Annotated in this window: 17 protein-coding genes and 2 tRNA genes; 10 read left to right on the forward strand and 9 right to left on the reverse strand. The window is 68.1% G+C overall.

The annotated features are described in order from the left end of the window. The first annotated feature begins 47 nt into the window (after window positions 1-47). On the forward strand, window positions 48-2,654 hold the full coding sequence (gene gyrA / locus AC3ENX_RS11085) for a DNA gyrase subunit A (RefSeq protein ID WP_434811936.1): 2,607 nt from the start codon (window positions 48-50) through the stop codon (window positions 2,652-2,654). Beyond that, a complete protein-coding gene (locus AC3ENX_RS11090; RefSeq protein ID WP_434811937.1) occupies window positions 2,651-3,055 on the forward strand; it encodes a DUF3566 domain-containing protein in 405 nt (134 codons plus the stop codon). Before gyrA ends, AC3ENX_RS11090 begins: the two co-directional genes overlap by 4 nt. A 21-nt stretch (window positions 3,056-3,076) precedes the next feature. Here AC3ENX_RS11090 and AC3ENX_RS11095 read toward each other — a convergent pair whose 3' ends face one another. Beyond that, window positions 3,077-3,793 (reverse strand): VIT1/CCC1 transporter family protein, encoded by a 717-nt coding sequence (locus AC3ENX_RS11095; protein ID WP_434811938.1) that lies wholly within the window; start codon window positions 3,791-3,793, stop codon window positions 3,077-3,079. A 96-nt stretch (window positions 3,794-3,889) separates the two neighbouring features. On the opposite strand from AC3ENX_RS11095, the gene AC3ENX_RS11100 reads away from it, so the two are divergent. The 3 genes from AC3ENX_RS11100 (at window position 3,890) to AC3ENX_RS11110 (ending at window position 4,532) form a co-directional block, all read left to right on the forward strand. Continuing rightward, a tRNA-Ile gene (locus tag AC3ENX_RS11100) sits at window positions 3,890-3,963 on the forward strand. 12 nt (window positions 3,964-3,975) lie between these two features. Beyond that, window positions 3,976-4,048: transfer RNA gene (locus AC3ENX_RS11105), tRNA-Ala, on the forward strand. A gap of 58 nt (window positions 4,049-4,106) precedes the next feature. Next, window positions 4,107-4,532 carry an NUDIX hydrolase gene (locus AC3ENX_RS11110; RefSeq protein ID WP_434811939.1) on the forward strand — a complete coding sequence of 142 codons (426 nt, stop codon included), beginning with the start codon at window positions 4,107-4,109 and terminating at the stop codon, window positions 4,530-4,532. Here AC3ENX_RS11110 and AC3ENX_RS11115 read toward each other — a convergent pair whose 3' ends face one another. After that, complete coding sequence (locus AC3ENX_RS11115) at window positions 4,533-5,009, reverse strand: aminoacyl-tRNA deacylase (RefSeq protein ID WP_434811940.1); 477 nt, start codon at window positions 5,007-5,009, stop codon at window positions 4,533-4,535. Further along, window positions 5,009-5,593 carry a DNA helicase gene (locus AC3ENX_RS11120; protein WP_434811941.1) on the reverse strand — a complete coding sequence of 195 codons (585 nt, stop codon included), beginning with the start codon at window positions 5,591-5,593 and terminating at the stop codon, window positions 5,009-5,011. The genes AC3ENX_RS11115 and AC3ENX_RS11120 overlap by 1 nt, the downstream gene beginning before the upstream one ends. Before the next feature lie 88 nt (window positions 5,594-5,681). Here AC3ENX_RS11120 and AC3ENX_RS11125 point away from each other — a divergent pair, with 88 nt between their 5' ends. Then, window positions 5,682-6,239, forward strand: coding sequence for a peptidylprolyl isomerase (locus tag AC3ENX_RS11125; protein ID WP_434811942.1), 558 nt, complete (start codon window positions 5,682-5,684; stop codon window positions 6,237-6,239). 17 nt (window positions 6,240-6,256) lie between these two features. Next, on the forward strand, window positions 6,257-7,132 hold the full coding sequence (locus AC3ENX_RS11130) for a rhomboid family intramembrane serine protease (protein WP_434811943.1): 876 nt from the start codon (window positions 6,257-6,259) through the stop codon (window positions 7,130-7,132). 125 nt (window positions 7,133-7,257) lie between these two features. Here the strand turns inward: AC3ENX_RS11130 and AC3ENX_RS11135 are convergent, their stop codons facing one another. Continuing rightward, a complete protein-coding gene (locus AC3ENX_RS11135; RefSeq protein WP_434811944.1) occupies window positions 7,258-7,497 on the reverse strand; it encodes a cell division protein CrgA in 240 nt (79 codons plus the stop codon). 53 nt (window positions 7,498-7,550) lie between these two features. On the opposite strand from AC3ENX_RS11135, the gene AC3ENX_RS11140 reads away from it, so the two are divergent. The 3 genes from AC3ENX_RS11140 to AC3ENX_RS11150 are packed head-to-tail and all read left to right on the forward strand — an operon-like array spanning window position 7,551 to window position 9,138. Then, window positions 7,551-8,336 carry a class E sortase gene (locus AC3ENX_RS11140; RefSeq protein ID WP_434811945.1) on the forward strand — a complete coding sequence of 262 codons (786 nt, stop codon included), beginning with the start codon at window positions 7,551-7,553 and terminating at the stop codon, window positions 8,334-8,336. Further along, window positions 8,336-8,494: a hypothetical protein gene (locus AC3ENX_RS11145; RefSeq protein ID WP_434811946.1), complete on the forward strand. Its 159-nt coding sequence runs from the start codon at window positions 8,336-8,338 to the stop codon at window positions 8,492-8,494. Before AC3ENX_RS11140 ends, AC3ENX_RS11145 begins: the two co-directional genes overlap by 1 nt. Continuing rightward, window positions 8,491-9,138, forward strand: a complete 648-nt coding sequence (locus AC3ENX_RS11150) for an anthranilate synthase component II (protein ID WP_434811947.1) — start codon at window positions 8,491-8,493, stop codon at window positions 9,136-9,138. The genes AC3ENX_RS11145 and AC3ENX_RS11150 overlap by 4 nt, the downstream gene beginning before the upstream one ends. A gap of 1 nt (window position 9,139) precedes the next feature. Here the strand turns inward: AC3ENX_RS11150 and pknB are convergent, their stop codons facing one another. The 5 genes from pknB to AC3ENX_RS11175 form a co-directional block, all read right to left on the reverse strand. Next, on the reverse strand, window positions 9,140-10,864 hold the full coding sequence (gene pknB / locus AC3ENX_RS11155) for a Stk1 family PASTA domain-containing Ser/Thr kinase (protein WP_434811948.1): 1,725 nt from the start codon (window positions 10,862-10,864) through the stop codon (window positions 9,140-9,142). Window positions 10,865-10,926: 62 nt separating this feature from the next. Beyond that, window positions 10,927-12,708: a serine/threonine-protein kinase gene (locus AC3ENX_RS11160; protein WP_434811949.1), complete on the reverse strand. Its 1,782-nt coding sequence runs from the start codon at window positions 12,706-12,708 to the stop codon at window positions 10,927-10,929. Next, window positions 12,705-14,159: a peptidoglycan D,D-transpeptidase FtsI family protein gene (locus AC3ENX_RS11165; RefSeq protein ID WP_434811950.1), complete on the reverse strand. Its 1,455-nt coding sequence runs from the start codon at window positions 14,157-14,159 to the stop codon at window positions 12,705-12,707. Before AC3ENX_RS11165 ends, AC3ENX_RS11160 begins: the two co-directional genes overlap by 4 nt. Then, complete coding sequence (locus tag AC3ENX_RS11170) at window positions 14,159-15,541, reverse strand: FtsW/RodA/SpoVE family cell cycle protein (protein WP_434811951.1); 1,383 nt, start codon at window positions 15,539-15,541, stop codon at window positions 14,159-14,161. Before AC3ENX_RS11170 ends, AC3ENX_RS11165 begins: the two co-directional genes overlap by 1 nt. Beyond that, window positions 15,538-16,773 (reverse strand): Stp1/IreP family PP2C-type Ser/Thr phosphatase, encoded by a 1,236-nt coding sequence (locus tag AC3ENX_RS11175; RefSeq protein WP_434811952.1) that lies wholly within the window; start codon window positions 16,771-16,773, stop codon window positions 15,538-15,540. Before AC3ENX_RS11175 ends, AC3ENX_RS11170 begins: the two co-directional genes overlap by 4 nt. Window positions 16,774-16,777 lie beyond the last annotated feature (4 nt).

A 16,777-nucleotide genomic window follows, 5' to 3' on the forward strand; every position in this document is an offset into this window, starting at 1 on the left:
CTCGATACGCCGCGCCGAGCGCGGCACTCGATCACCGAAAGCACACAATGACTGACGAAGAACGCCCCGACCCGACTGCCGGGTACGCGCACGGCAACATCGACCAGGTCGACCTTCAGGTCGAGATGCAGCGCAGCTATCTCGACTACGCGATGAGCGTCATCGTCGGGCGCGCGCTGCCCGACGTGCGTGACGGCCTCAAGCCCGTGCACCGCCGTGTCATCTTCGGCATGTACGACGGCGGCTACCGTCCCGACAAGAGTTACTCGAAGTGCGCCCGCGTCGTCGGCGAGGTGATGGGTCAGTATCACCCGCACGGTGACAGCGCGATCTACGACGCACTCGTCCGCCTCGTGCAGCCGTGGTCGCTGCGCTACCCGCTGGCCGACGGCCAGGGCAACTTCGGTTCGCCCGGCAACATGGGTGCCGCAGCCCCGCGGTACACCGAGACGAAGATGGCCCAGCTCGCCCTCGAGATGGTCCGCGACATCGACGAGGAGACCGTCGACTTCGAGGACAACTACGACGGCCGCACGCAGGAGCCCACGGTCCTGCCGGCCCGCTTCCCGAATCTGCTCGTCAACGGTTCGGTGGGCATTGCGGTCGGTATGGCGACCAACATTCCGCCGCACAACCTGCGCGAGGTCGCCGCCGGCGCCCTGTGGTCGCTGGAGCATCCGACGGCCACCCGCGACGAGCTGCTCGAAGCGCTCATGGAGCGCATCCCCGGGCCCGACTTCCCCACCGGCGCCCAGATCCTCGGCACGAAGGGCATCCGCGAGGCGTACCGCACCGGGCGCGGCTCGATCACGATGCGCGCCGTCGTCAACGTCGAGGAGATCCAGGGTCGCAACTGCCTCGTCGTCACCGAGCTGCCGTACCAGGTCAACCCCGACAACGTCGCGGCGAAGATCCGCGACCTGGCACGCGACGGCAAGTTGACCGGCATCGCCGACATCCGCGACGAGACGAGTGACCGCACCGGCATGCGCCTGGTCATCGTGCTCAAGCGCGACGCGGTCGCGAAGGTCGTGCTGAACAACCTGTACAAGCACACGCAGCTGCAGGAGAACTTCGGCGCGAACATGCTTGCGATCGTCGACGGCGTGCCGCGCACGCTGCCGCTGGACGGGTTCATCTCGTACTGGGTCGCGCACCAGATCGAGGTCATCGTCCGCCGCACGCAGTACCGTCTGCGCAAGGCCGAAGAGCGCATGCACATTCTGCGCGGCTACTTGAAGGCGCTCGACGCGCTCGACGAGGTCATCGCGCTCATCCGCCGCTCGCCCACCGTCGACGAGGCGCGAGAGGGTCTGAAGCAGCTGCTCGAGATCGACGACATCCAGGCCGACGCGATCCTCGCGATGCAGCTGCGTCGCCTGGCCGCGATGGAACGCCAGAAGATCATCGACGAGGCCACCGAGCTCGAGGCGCAGATCGCCGACCTCAACGCGATCCTCGCCGACGAGGGACGCCAGCGCGAGATCATCCGCGAGGAGCTCACCGGCATCGTCGACAAGTTCGGCGACGAGCGCCGCACCCACATCCTGCACGGGTTCGACGGCGACATGTCGATGGAAGACCTCATCCCCGAAGAAGAGGTCGTCGTCACCGTCACCCGCGGGGGCTACATCAAGCGCACGCGTAGCGACAACTACCGGTCGCAGCACCGCGGCGGCAAGGGTGTGAAGGGCGCGCAGCTGCGGGCCGACGACATCGTCGAGCACTTCTTCGTGACGACGACGCACCACTGGCTGCTGTTCTTCACGACGAAGGGCCGCGTCTACCGCGCCAAGGGGTACGAGCTGCCCGAAGGCGGGCGGGATGCCAAGGGCCAGCACGTCGCGAACCTCCTCGCGCTGCAGCCCGGCGAAGACATCGCGCAGATCCTCGACATCCGCGACTACGCGGTCGCGACCTACCTCGTGCTCGCGACGCGCGACGGCAAGATCAAGAAGACGGCGCTCACCGACTACGACACCAACCGTCAGGGCGGCATCATCGCGATCCGCCTGCGCGGGCAGGACGATGAAGAAGGCGGCGACGAGCTGGTCTCGGCACTGCTGGTCGACGAGACCGACGACATCCTGCTCATCTCGCGCCACGGCATGTCGCTGCGCTTCACCGCCGACGACGCGTCACTGCGCCCGATGGGTCGTGCGACCGAGGGCGTGAAGGGCATGTCGTTCCGCGGCGAGGACGCGCTGCTGTCGGCATCCGTCGTCACCGATGAGGGCTACGTGTTCGTCGTCACCGAGGGCGGGTACGCCAAGCGCACCGCCGTCGACCAGTACCGCATCCAGGGCCGCGGCGGGCTCGGCATCAAGGTCGCCAAGCTCAACGATGACCGCGGCGTGCTCGCCGGTGGCCTGATCGTGGGTGAGAACGACGAGGTGCTCGTGGTGCTCGCCGGCGGCAAGGTCGTCCGCTCGGCCGTCACCGAAGTGCCGGCCAAGGGCCGTGACACGATGGGTGTCGTGTTCGCCCGACCCGACGCCGACGACCGCATCCTCGCCATCGCGCGCAACAGCGAACGCAACCTCGCCGAGCAGCTCGACGCGGAGAATGCCGGGCAGTCCACTGACAACGCTCAGGTGGCACCGGATAATGTATCCACGCCCGCCACCCCCGAAGAGAGTGAAACCGAGTCATGAGCACGGTAGCCGACAAGCTCGCCAAGAAGTCGTCGAGCAAGACCAGCGCGAAGCAGGTTCGCCTGCGCCTGGTGTACGTGGACTTCTGGTCTGCCGTGAAGCTCTCGTTCCTGACCGCGGTGGCGCTCGCGATCGTGACGGTCGTGTCGGTGTTCCTCATCTTCACGGTGCTGCAGACGACGAACCTGCTCGGCAAGCTCGATGAGATCGTGATGGCGTTCAGCAGCGGAACGTTCTCGCTGAACGAGTTCTTGAACCTGCCGCAGGTCATGGCGTTCGCCGCGATCGTCGCGATCTTGAACCTCATCGTGATCACGGTGCTCGGCGCCGTCATCGCCGGAATCTACAACATGATGGTCAAGGTGACCGGCGGGCTGCTGGTCGGCTTCACCTCGAACTGAGGCATTCAACGCAGGAGGAGTTCACCCGATCCCTGTCGTTCCGAGAAGCGTTCCCAGCAGCAGCGTGGCCGTGAGCGCCAGCGCGCCGCCGATGACGAGTCGCAGTGCCGCTCGGAGTTTTGGAGCGTCACCGAGATGCGCCGAGACCGCACCGGTGGCGGCAAGTGCCGCCAGCACGGCGACGAAGGTGACGGGAATGCGCCACGGCTCGGGTGGCAGCAGGATGGCCAGCAGCGGCAACAGCGCGCCGATCGTGAAGGAGACGGCTGAAGACAAGGCTGCCTGCCATGGGCTCACCAAGTCGTCCTGATCGATGCCGAGTTCCGCCTCGAGGTGGGCGGAGAGGGCATCGTGCGCCGTGAGCTCCTCGGCAACCGCGCGCGCGGTCCTCTCTGACAGCCCTCGCTCGCGGTACAACTCGGAGAGCTCCTCGAGTTCTGCTGCGGGCATGTCTCGCAGTTCGCGGCGTTCCTTCTCGATGAGCGCGCGCTCGGTGTCGCGCTGACTCGACACCGAGACGTATTCCCCCAGCGCCATCGAGACAGCACCTCCAACCAGGCCCGCCATTCCAGCGGTGAAGATCGCCGCGGTCGCACTGGTGGCGCCGGCGACGCCGACGACGAGTGCCGCAGTCGAGACGATCCCGTCGTTGGCTCCCAAGACCCCCGCGCGGAGCCAGTTGAGCCGTTGATTCACTCCCCGGTCATGCGGCTCGCGGTGCTGCGTCGGTTGGGTCATGATGTCAGTTTCCCGCGGCGGACGTGTGGATTCGCCAAAGTCGCCGTGTGTCGGGTAAAGTCTTGGAGGTTGACGGCGCTGGCGCCGATCCTTCACGGGGCTATAGCTCAGGCGGTTAGAGCGCTTCACTGATAATGAAGAGGTCCCAGGTTCAAGTCCTGGTAGCCCCACACCACCCTCACGGGGCCTTAGCTCAGTTGGTAGAGCGCCTGCTTTGCAAGCAGGATGTCAGGAGTTCGAATCTCCTAGGCTCCACAATCTCTTCTTCACCGGCCACAGCCGCACGCTGAGCGACTTCGCTAGGGTGGCGGGAATGGATATGCGAGTGGCCGCGTACGCGGTCGTCACCGACGATGACGGTCGTCTGCTGCTCGCCCACTGGAACGAAGGGCGCCGCGCGGCGTGGACGATGCCCGGTGGTGGGCTCGAGCACGGTGAAGACCCCGAGGCCGCGGTGCGACGAGAGGTGCGCGAAGAGACCGGCTACAAGGTGGCGGTCGACGAGCTGCTCGGCATCGATTCGTTCGTCATTCCGGCGAATCGGCGACTGCAACGCGATGTCGCCGTCCCGCTCCACGCGCTGCGCATCGTGTACCGCGCGCACATCGTGGGCGGAAAGCTGCGGTACGAGCAGAACGGGTCGACCGATCGCGCGGAGTGGTTCCACGTGGAACATGTGCAGCGGCTGTCGCGGGTCAAACTCGTCGACGTCGCCCTGCGCATGGCCGACCTCGGCTGATCAGCCGGTGGGCTGGGAGATCTCGGCGACCGTGGCGCCGTAGGCGGCGATCAGCTCGTCGGCATCCACGAAGAGACTGTAGCCGTGGGCGCCGGCACCCATCGCGATCCGGCGACCGACGATCGAGGTGTCGGCGAACACCGGCCAGTCGGTCGTGCTGCCGATGGGGACGATGGTGCCGCGCTCGTATCCGGTCGCGGCGAGGGCCAGCTCGGGCGCCGGAAGCTGCAGCTTGTTCACACCGACCACCGTGCGCAGCAGCGGCCACGAGATGGCGCGGTCACCGGGGATCAGCGCGAACAGGAACGTGTCATCACTGCGCTTGACCACGAGGGTCTTCACGATGTCTGCCGGTTGCAGACCGAGCAACGCCGCCGCCTCGGGGAGACTGTTCGCGGCCGGCCGCTCACGCAGCTCGATCGCCAGTCCCCGCGAAGCGGCGGCGTCACGGACCCGGTCGAGCGGGTCGGGGTTCATCACGCGTCGGGGGCGCGCAGCGGGTCGTCGGCGACCCAGAGCTCATCGTCGGCACGAAGCGTCTGCCAGGCGGCGTACAGCACGCCGACGGCGGCCGCGATGCCGAAGACGAGAGCCAATACGCCACCGGCGCTCATGCCCTGCTTCTTCACGGTCGGTGCCGGCGCCTTCGCTGCGAGCAGCTTCTGCGCCTTCTTGGCGTGCTTCTCGGCACGCTTGGCGAAGTCGTTCATGTCGACCTGCGCGAGGCCGCGACCCTTCGAGATGCGGTCGCGCGTGTCGTTCGCGGCGTCCCAGATCGACAGCGCCGAACCGATGACGGCACCGGCGGCCGGCACGACCCTCTGGTTGTAGACCCTCGTCGAGGTCGAAGCGGCCTTGTCGACGTAGGGCGCGGCGTACTTCTGGTAGCCGCCCTGCACGGCGGGCACGACGTGCTCGCGGTTGTAGTTGCCCAACTGACGGCCGGCCTCGCGGGCGACGTCACCGGCCTGGCCGAGCAGCACCTCCTGCGACTCCCACAGTTTGTTCGCCTGCTCCTGGAGCTTGCGGAGTTCCTTCTTGCGCTTGCGGCTGAGGCTCACGGTGACCCTCCCAGATCGGGGACGTTTTCCCCCATCTTGCCAGACAGGGCGGGCGGGGGAAGCGGCGGTGGGTGAGAGAATGGTGAGCATGCCGATTCACACCGCTGTCGCGACGCTCCACACCAACCACGGCGACATCGTCGTCAACCTCTTCGGAGACCAGGCACCCAAGACGGTGCAGAACTTCGTCGGACTCTCCGACGGTTCGGGCTCGTGGACCCACCCCGCCACCGGCCAGCCCGGTGAGGGCCCGCTGTACACCGACGTCATCTTCCACCGCATCATCCCCGGCTTCATGATCCAGGGCGGCGACCCCCTCGGTCAGGGCGTGGGCGGCCCGGGCTACACGTTCAACGACGAGATCAGCCCCGAACTGAACTTCAACCAGCCCTACATCCTCGCCATGGCCAACGCCGGCCTTCGCCGCAACGCGATCACCGGCCAGCCCGAGGGCACCAACGGCTCGCAGTTCTTCATCACGACCGACCCGACTCCGTGGCTGCAGGGCAAGCACACGATCTTCGGCGAGGTGGCAGACGACGCCTCGCGCGCTGTCGTCGACGCGATCAGCGCCGTGCCCACCGCTGCCGGTGACCGCCCGATCGAGCCGGTCGTGCTGACCTCGGTCGACATCGCCGCCGCCTGACCGGCGCACCAGATCACGTGAGCTCTGCCGACTTCGGGAGCAACCCGGACAACTTCTGCTACCGGCACCCGGAGCGGCAGAGCTTCGTGCTGTGTCAGCGGTGCCTGCGCACCATCTGCCCCGAGTGCCAGACCCAGATGCCCGTCGGGGTGATCTGCCCCGAGTGCCTGCGTGAGCAACAGGCGAACGTCGCACCCGTCACTCGGATGCCGAGGCGCTCGCCCGGGCGCAGTGCCGTGCGGGCGCTCGCGACCGACTCGCGACCCCTCATGACGTACGGGCTCGTGGCGCTGACCTCGCTCGTCTATCTGATCACCCTCATCCCCGGCTTCGGGGCGACCGTGGAATGGTGGCTCGCCTTCAACAGCGGGTTCCTGTTCCCCGATGTGGCCTTCCAGCCGTGGCGCCTGCTGACGGTGACGCTGGTGCACGCGAGCATCTGGCACGTCGCCCTGAACATGCTCGCGCTGTGGGCGCTCGGCCGCAGCCTCGAGCCGCTGCTCGGCCGACTCCGCTTTCTCGCGCTCTATCTGCTCAGTGCGCTCGGCGGGTCGGTGCTGGTGGCGCTCCTCGCGCCGGGCACCTGGGTCGTCGGCGCATCGGGCGCGGTCTGGGGCCTGCTGGGTGCGATGTTCGTGATCGGCCGGCACCTCGGCGCGAACGTCACCGCGATCGCGGTCCTGCTGGGCCTGAACCTGGTGATCACGTTCCTGCCCGGTTCGGGCATCTCGTGGCAGGCGCACATCGGCGGCGGCCTGGTCGGCGCGCTCGTGGGCTTCATCTTCGCGCGCACCCGTGCGCAGCGGCAGCAGCGCACGCAGCTGTGGTTGCTGATCGCGGTGGCTGTCGGCCTGTGCGCACTGCTCGTCATCCCCGTCGTCGTGTACCGCTGACGAAAGTTATCCACAGATTCATCCACAGATGGGGATGAATCACACCGGTGTAATTCACACCCCGTCCACATGTGGAAAAGGCCGAGATCCCGCAGGATCTCGGCCTTTCGTGTGTCTGCGGGCGGCTAGCGCCAGCGCGTGGTCATGAGGAATCCGATGAACGCGATGCCGAAGCCGATCGCGAGGTTCCAGCCGGCGATGCCGGGGATCGGGTACTGCTGGTTCGTCAGGTAGAAGACGATGACCCAGACGAGTCCGATGAGCATGAGTCCGAGCATGATCGGCTTGAACCACACCGGGTTGGGAGCCTGCTCGCTGTCGGTGCGCTCGACGATCGGTTCGTCGTCATTGCCAGAACGTGCCATGGGGAGATTCTAACGGTCTGCGCGCCCGAATCCCGTCGACATAGAATCCCCGTGTGGCACTCGCGGCGGATCGAAGGGGCGAGCGCGGCGGCAGTCGTCGCCGGGTCTCGATCATCGGCGTGCTGGGCGAACTCCTCATCACCGTCGGCGTCGTCGCCCTGTTGTTCGTCGCGTGGCAGTTGTGGATCGGCGACGCGATCGCCGGCGCCCGGGAGCACGCCGAAGCCGAGGCGCTCGCCCAGTCGTGGGCTGAGCCCAGCGCCCCGCCCATGATGGCTCCCGTCGACCCGGCCGAACCGGTCGTCATCCCCGTCATGGGCGACGCGTCGCACGGTGACCAGTTCGGCGTGATGTACGTGCCCCGGTTCGGGTCGGACTGGAAGTTCCGCATCGCCTCGGGCGTCACGCGTGACGACATCCTCGACGAGGGCATGATCGGCCACTACGCCGACACGGCGATGCCCGGGGCCGTCGGCAACACCGCGTATGCGGCACACCGGTGGACATCGGGTGCGCCCTTCGACCCGATCGACCGTCTCGTCGTCGGCGACGCGATCGTCATCGAGACCAAGGACGGTTGGTACACCTACCGCTTCCGCACCCTCGAGTATGTGCAGGACACCCAGACCGACGTCCTGCTGCCGGTGCCGCAGCGCGCCGGCGTCGAGGGCGAAGGGCGCTACCTCACCCTCACGAGCTGCGCGCCCAAGCTCAACATGCTCGAGCGGATCATCGCGTACGCGCTGTTCGACGAGTTCACCCCCCGCGCCGACGGTGCACCCGCCGTGCTGTCGGCGCCCGTCGAAGCCGCCCCCGCCGCAGAAGGAGCGCCCGCCTGATGTACGCCGCACTGTGGCATGTGCTCCCCGGACCCTGGTGGGTGCGGCTGGTCATCCTGCTCGCGCTGGTCGCGGCGGCCGTCTACGGACTGTTCGTGTGGGTGTTCCCGTGGGTGTCCGAGATCATCACCCCGCAGGATGCGACGATCGGCGGATGACCCCGGCATCCACGCGTGTGCTCGTCGTCGACAACCGCGACAGCTTCGTGCACACCCTCGCCGGCTACTTGGTCGAACTGGGCACCGCCGTCGACATGGTCGAGGCGGACGAGATCGATCCTGCCGGTGCGGCCGCGGCGATCTCGGGCTATGACGGCGTGCTCGTCTCACCCGGGCCCGGCACCCCGCAGGATGCCGGTGCGTCCATCGACGTCGTCCGTGCCGCGCTCGCCGCACGCACCCCGCTGCTCGGCGTCTGCCTCGGCCACCAGGCGCTCGCGGCCGCGCTCGGCGGCGACATCGTGCACGCGCCCGAACTCATGCACGGCATGACCAGTGAGGTGCACCACGACGGCGCCGGGCTGTTCGACGGCCTACCGGATCCGATGGTCGCGACCCGCTATCACTCGCTCACCGTCGACGCGGCCACCCTGCCGCCGGAGCTGACCGTCACGGCCCGCACCGGGTCGGGCACCGTGATGGCCCTCTCGCACCGTGACGCACCGGCGCACGGCGTGCAGTTCCACCCAGAGAGCGTGCTCACCGAGGGCGGGTACCGCCTGCTCGGCAATTGGCTCGAATCACTCGGATGCCGGGGTGCGGCCGATCGCGGCAGCGCCCTGCATCCGCACCGCTCGGAATGACTCAGCCGTCGGCGGCGCCCGTGCACACCGTGAGGGTCACGTCGGAGTGGATCGGCACCTCGCCGACCTTGTCCTGAGCGATCACGATCTCGGGGTCTGCGGCCGGGCAATCGGGGTCTTCTTCACGGACGACCGTCAACTGCAACCGGTCGGACTCGAGCTCTTCGATCGCCGACGCCAGCGTGCTCGTCTTGGTGAAGTCACGAACCGTCACGGTTCCCGTGGCGACCACCAGATCGACGCGTGTACCGAGGGGCAACTCAGACCCGTCTGTGACCGACGAGCCCCCGGCGCTGGCATCCATGACCATGTCGGCCGCGGTGTCGGGGTCGCTGCGTCGCCGTTCCGTCCCGAACTGCAACCCTGCCTTCTCGAGGGCTTCGACCGCCTCATCGCGGGTCATGGTCGACAGGTTCGGCACCGTCGCCATCTGCTGCCCCGTCGAGACGTACACGCGGATCTCTTGATCGGGCGTGACCGTGGTTCCCGCCTCGGGCTGGGTGCGGATGACGTTGCCCTCATTGATCTCAGCACTCGCCTCTTCGATCTTGCGGGCGACGAGGTCGAGCTCGGCGAGTCGGTCTTCAGCGCGCTCCCACGACGTGTCGACGAGGTCGGGTACCTCTCGCGCGTTCGGGTTGATGCCGTCGGTGGGCCGGATGGAGATCACCCAGATGAACACCGAGATCAGCAGCGCCGCCAGCACGACGACACCCGTCCAGATCCACGACACCGGGGGTCCCGACTGCGTGCGTCGCATCGTCGTGTCGGTCGAGAGCTGCCGCAGCGACCGCGCGGTCTCGGCCGCCTGCCGCGGGTCGGCGCCGTAGAGCTCGCTGGTGAGCGCACCGACCTGACGCTTGCTGGGCGCCTTGCCGTCGACGGCGGCATCGAGCGCCTCACGGAACGACGCGGCATCCTGGTAGCGCTGGAACGGATCCTTCGCGAGCGCGCGCAGCACGACGGCGTCGAGCCCGCGCGAGACGGTGTCGGTGACCTCCGACGGTGCCGTCGGCGCTTCGCTCACGTGCTGGTAGGCGACGGCGACCGGGCTGTCACCGCGGAACGGCGGCTGCCCCGTGAGCAACTCGAACAGCACGACGCCGGTCGAGTACAGGTCGGCGCGCGCATCGACCGGCTCACCCTTGGCCTGCTCGGGCGAGAAGTACGACGCCGTGCCGAGGATCGTCGTGGTCTCGGCGACCGTCGACGACGAGTCGGAGACGGCACGGGCGATGCCGAAGTCCATCACCTTGACCTGCCCGGCCTCGGTGATCATGACGTTGCCGGGCTTGATGTCGCGGTGCACGACGCCGGCGCGGTGCGAATACTCGAGCGCCTCGAGGATGCCGTCGGTGTAGCGCACGGCATCCGCTGTGGAGAGCGGGCCCGCGTCGACGATGTCTTTCAGGAGCCGCCCCTGGACGAGCTCCATCACGATGTACGGCACCGGATGCGTCGACCCGTCCGGGTCGGTCTCGGTGTCTTCACCCGCGTCGTAGACGCGGACGATCGTCGGATGCGACATGCGCGAGGCCGCCTGCGCCTCGAGGCGGAACCGCGTGCGGAAGGTGTCGTTCTCGGCGAGCTCGCGCTTGAGCAGCTTGATCGCGACCGGCCGCCCGAGGGTCAGGTCGTGGCCGCGGTGGACGCTGGCCATACCGCCCCGGCCGACGAGTTCGTCGACACGGTAGCGCCCGGACAGCACTCGTCGTTGTTCGGACACTTCACCCCCCTGGAGCAGACCTCGCAAGCCTATCCGACCCCATGCTGGGACGACCCTCGACGTCAGCCGTCGGCGCCCTCGTCGGGCTCTTCGGGATCGGGCGTCGCGGCAGCGATGATCGTCGCTTCGGTGGTGCCCGATGAGCCGGAGTCGCGCGTGCCGTTCTCACCCTCACAGGTCACGACCATCGACACACCCAGGCGTCCGCCCACATCACCGTTGACGGTGATCGGTGCGGGGCGCTGCTCGGCGTTGAAGCTCGCCGACGTGTCGTTGTTGACGGTGAAGATGCCGCCGCTGACGGTGAGCGTGTACGACTTCACGGCGCTGCCGGCCGGGCACGAGAACGTGTCCCACCCGGCATACACGGTCGTGCCCTGCTCCGCAGTGGTGATGGCGTTGCCGGACTCGTCCTGCAGGGTCGGGTTCGACGGCGTGTCGATCGGCGCGAGCTCGTCGTAGGCGGTCATCACGAACGCCGCGTCGAAGGCGACGTTGCCGGCCGGCGAGTACTCGTAGACGGTGCCCACGTCCTCGGCCGTCGGTGCAGCATCGCCGGTCTCGCAGCTCGCGTTCTCGAGCTCCGCCGCGCGGGCGATCTGCAGGGCCTCGTCGCACGTCTTGCCGAGGAGGTCGAGGTCATCGACGTTGACCGTCGTCGCTTCCGGCGTGTCGCTCGGCGTGGGCGATTCTGCGGGCGTCTGCGACGTCGGCGTGTCGGACGGCGTCGCTTCGGGGTCAGCCTGCCCCTGCAGCATCGTGAACACGGTGCCGCCGAGCACGAGCAGCAGCAGCACGATGAGGGCGACGAGCGGCCACGTCCACGGGCTGCGCTTGCGTGTCTTCGTCTCCGAGCCGGCAGCCGCGGCGCCCGCGGCACCGCCGGCACCTGCCGCGAGCGGCGAGGTGGTCGGAAGGATGCGCGTGGCCTCCTCGGTGCCGAGCGCGGGGCTCAGCAGCTGGGTGACCTCGTCGACGACCGCGCCGCCGGCGATCGCAGGGACCACCGCGGCAGCGGCCGCGATGTCGCCGCGGCGCAGGGCCGTGGCGGCACGGGCGACGGCGGATGCTGTGGCCGGGCGGTCGTCGGGCTTCTTGGCGATCATCGCCATGACGAGGTTGCGCACCGGTTCGGCGACCGTGTTCGGCAGCGGCGGCGGGGCGTCGTTGATCTGCGCCATCGCGATCGCGACCTGCGATTCGCCCGTGAAGGGGCGCTTGCCGGCGAGCGATTCGTACGCGACGATGCCGAGCGAGTAGATGTCGGTCGCGGGCGACGCGGCGTGGCCGGACGCCTGCTCGGGCGAGAGGTACTGCACGGTGCCCATGACCTGACCGGTGGCCGTCAGCGGCACCTGGTCGGCGATGCGCGCGATGCCGAAGTCGGTGATCTTCACGCGGCCGTCGGGCGTGATCAGTAGGTTGCCGGGCTTGATGTCGCGGTGCACGAGGCCCGCGGCGTGGGCCGCCTGCAACGCGGATGCGGTCTGCGCGACGATGTCGAGGGTCTTGTCGCTCGAGAGCGACCCCTCGCGCTCGAGGATGGTCGACAGCGCCTCGCCGGGCACGAGTTCCATGACGAGGAAGGCGGAGCCGTTCTCCTCGCCGTAGTCGAAGACGCTCGCGATGCCCTCGTGGTTGACGAGTGCGGCGTGACGGGCCTCGGCGCGGAAGCGCTCGAGGAATCCCGGGTCGCCCATGTACTCGTCTTTGAGGATCTTGATGGCGACGGTTCGACCGATGACGTGGTCGGTGGCCTCCCACACCTCGCCCATCCCGCCGATCGCGATCCGCGAGTCCAGCTCGTAACGTCCGCCGAAGCTCACACCTTGCGTCGGTCTCATCTGCTCAGCACCGCCTCAATGACTTTCTTCGCGATCGGGGCCGCGATCCCGTTGCTCGTTCCGGACTGTCCGAGACCGCCGCCGTTCTCGATCATGACGGCGACGGCGACCTCGGGGTCGTCTGCCGGCGCGAATCCGGTGAACCACAGCGTGTAGGGGTCCCCGGGACCGTGTTCGGAGGTGCCCGTCTTCCCCGCCACTTCGACGCCATCTATTGTTGCACCGCTCGCCGCGCCATCACTGACATTGGCGATCATCAGGTCGGTCATGGTCGCCGCGACATCGGACTCGAGCGCGCGCCCGAACTCGGTGTCGCCGAACTCCTGCTGCACCGTCAGGTCGGGTGCGACCACCGAGTCGACCAGGCGCGGGTTCATGACGACGCCGCCGTTGGCGATGCCCGCCGAGACCATCGCGATCTGCAGCGGCGTGGCGATGACGTCGCCCTGGCCGAACCCGCTGAGTGCGGTGCGGGCGTCGTCGAGGCCGGTCGGATAGACCGACGCGGTCGAGGTGAGCGGCATCTCGAACGAGCTGTTGAAGCCGTACTTCTCGGCCTCGGCCCGGATCACCTCGTCGCCGAGTTCGACGGCGAGCTGCGCCATCGGGATGTTGCAGCTCAGGCGCAGCGCCGTCGCGAGGGTGACCTCGTCGCCCGAGCCGCACGTACCGCCGTCGTGGTTGCGGATGACGCTCTCACTGCCGGGCAGCTGCCACGTCGCCGGGTTGTCGAAGGTCGACTCGGGCGTGTATTCGCCGGTCGACAGGGCGGCGGAGGTCACGACGAGCTTGAAGGTGGAGCCGGGCGGGTTGAGGTCGCCGGCGATCGCACGGTTGTAGAGCGGGTCGAGCGGGTCGTCGACGAGCGCGTCGAACGTCTCGTTGACGGATGCCGTGTCGTGGACGGCCAGCAGGTTCGTGTCGTAGCTGGGGCTGGTCACCATGGCGAGGATCTCGCCGGTCTTCGGGTCCATCGCAACGACCGCGCCCTCGTAGTCGCCGAGCGCCTCCCACGCGGCGCGCTGGATGGCGGGGTCGATCGTGATGAGCACGTTCGAGCCGCGCGGGTCCTGCCCCGACACGATGCGCTCCAGCCGGGCGAGGAACTGCGAGCTGCCGGTGCCCGACAGTTCACTGTTCATGGCCTGCTCGAGTCCCGTCGTCTGCCCCGACACCGGCAGGTATCCGGTCACCGGTGCCCACATCTCGGCGTCGGTGTAGGTGCGCTGCCACGAGTAGAGGTCGCTGCTGGGCGTCGACGACGCAATCACCTCGTCGCCCGCGACGATCGAGCCGCGCTGCACTTCGTACGACTCGTACAGCGTGCGGCGGTTCTCGGGATTGGCGTTGAGCTCTTCGGCGCCGATGACCTGGATGTAGCTCGTCGCACCGAACAGCCCGAGGAACATCACCAGCATCACGATGCTGAGGCGTCGCAATTCCTTGGTCATCAGCCGATCACCACCCGGGGGCGGGAGCGCACGGCATCCGAGATGCGCAGTAGCAGCGCCACGATGAGCCAGTTGGCAACGAGCGAGGAACCACCGGCCGCGAGGAACGGCGTCGTGAGGCCGGTCAGCGGAATGAGGCGGGTCACACCGCCGACCATGATGAACACCTGCAGGGCGAGCGTGAACGACAGGCCCGTCGCGAGGAGTTTGCCGAAGTCGTCCTGCCCGGCGATGCCGATGCGGATGCCGCGGCTCGTGAACACCATATAGAGCGCCAGCAGCGCGAACACCCCGACGAGACCGAGCTCTTCGGCGAGGCTCGGGAAGATGTAGTCGTTGTGCGCGAGCGGCGTCAGGTCGGGGTAGCCGCGGCCCCACCCGGTGCCGATGAGGCCGCCGTTGGCCATGCCGAACAGGCCGGTCACCAACTGGTAGCTGCCGCCGTACTGCTCGATGACCTCGGGGTCGAAGGCGTTCAGCCAGGCGGCGAAGCGACCCGTGACGTAGGGGAGCACGCGCGACGCGAGGATCGCGCCGCCGACGGCGAGAGCGACACCGATGAACACCCAGCTGGTCTTGCCGGTCGCGACGTAGAGCATCGCGACGAACATGCCGAACAGCAGGAGACCGGTGCCGAGGTCGCGCTGCATCACGATGATGAGCATCGACACGCCCCACACGATCAGCAGCGGGCCGAGTTCGCGCGGGCGCGGCCAGGTGAGGCCGAGGAAGCGATGACCGACCGAGGTCATCGCCTCACGGGTGCGCACGAGGTAGCCGGCGAAGAAGATGCCGAGGCAGATCTTGGCGAGCTCGCCGGGCTGGAACGAGAAGATGCCGCCGACCGACACCCACACCTGGGCGTTCTCTTCGACCGCGAGGAACGGCACGAACGGCAGCAGGAGCAGGAGGACGCCGGCGAGCCCGAACAGATACGTGTACCGGAACAGCACCCGGTAGTTGCGCAGCAGGATCACGATCGCGATCGCCCCGACGATTGCGATCGCCAGCCACACGAGCTGGCGCGTCGACAGTGCGCCCCACCCGGTGGAGGACTCGGCGATGTCGAGCCGGTAGATCATGGCGAGCCCGATGCCCGACAGCAGGGTCGCGATCGGGACGACGAACGGGTCGGCCTGCGGCGCCTTCAGTCGCAGCACGACGTGCAATGCGAGCACGAGCAGTGTCAGCCCGCCGCAGTAGTTGAGGAACGTCCAGTCGATCGCGTCGGTCGCGCCGAGTTGCACGAGGGCGACGGCGACCGCGTTGATCACGAAGACGAACAGCAGCAGGCCGAGTTCGCGGTTGCGCTGGGTCTGCGGCATCCGCAGTTTGCGCAGTGCCTTCAGAACCGTGGTGTCGGTCTCGACGGAGGCGGTCATTCTTCCTCCTCCGTCGGTCGCAGACGGTCGACGATCGCGATCGCGTCGGCCAATGAACGAGCCGAGACCGTCTCGTCGACGGCCTGGCGTTCGAGGATCGACAGATCGGACAGCAGGATGTCGGTGTCTTCGTACGGCGAGGAGAGCGTGATGGGACCGATGTTGGCCTGCACGCCGCGGTAGATGACGACACTGTCGTCGTCGGTGCCGACGAAGTAGCGGGTCTGCGTCCACTGGTAGCCGGCGAACACGCCCGCCGCGAGTGCGCCGAGAATGACGACGAAGCCGACGAACCACCAGATGCGGCGCCAGCGTGCACGGCGCCGGTCTTCTTCGATGAGCTCTTCGAGGAACTCGGCCGCCGGCTCGAAGTGGGTGGGTTCGTTCGCGGCCTGGCTCTTCAGGTGCAGCCAGCCGCCCCGGCCGGGGCGTGCGGCCGGCACCTCGATGCCGGTCGGGTTGGACGCCGAGCCGACGATCGTGGGCGTGCCCGCGAACATGGGGTGCTGCCCGCCGATGTCGACCATCACGATCGTGACGTTGTCGGGTGCACCGCCGTCCAGGGCCTGCTTGAGCAGCACGTCGGCGGTGCGGGCGGGTGCCATGTCCTGCGCGAGCGCCTTGGAGATGTGCGCGTCGTCGACGACACCCGACAGCCCATCGGAGCACAGCAGCCAGCGGTCACCGGGCTGGGTCGGCATGATGAACGTGTCGACCTCGGGGTCGGGCGACATGTCACCCAGCACGCGCATCAGCACCGAACGTCGCGGGTGGTAGCGGGCCTCTTCGGGCGTGATGCGCCCCGAGTCGACCAGGCGTTGCACGAACGTGTGGTCGGTGGTGATCTGGGTGAGCGCACCGTCGCGGAACAGGTACAGCCGCGAGTCGCCGATGTGGGCGATGACGGCGAGGTCGTCGACCATCATCAGCGCCGTCACCGTCGTGCCCATGCCGGCCAGTTCGGGCTTGCGGGTCACCGTCTCGATGAGTTCGGCGGCGGTGTCGGTGATCGTCTCTCGCAGGGCGCGTTCTGCCGCGGCGGTCGAGGGGAACGGCTCGTCGATGGTCTTCAGGCGATGCACCGCGAGGCTCGAGGCGACGTCGCCGCCGGCGTGGCCGCCCATGCCGTCGGCGACGACGAACAGCGACGAGCCGCAGTAGCCCGAGTCCTGGTTGTTGGAGCGCACCTTCCCGGTGTGGGAGATGGCCGTGCTCGATCCCTGGAAGACCATGCCG

This window comes from Microbacterium sp. bgisy189 (assembly GCF_057707225.1).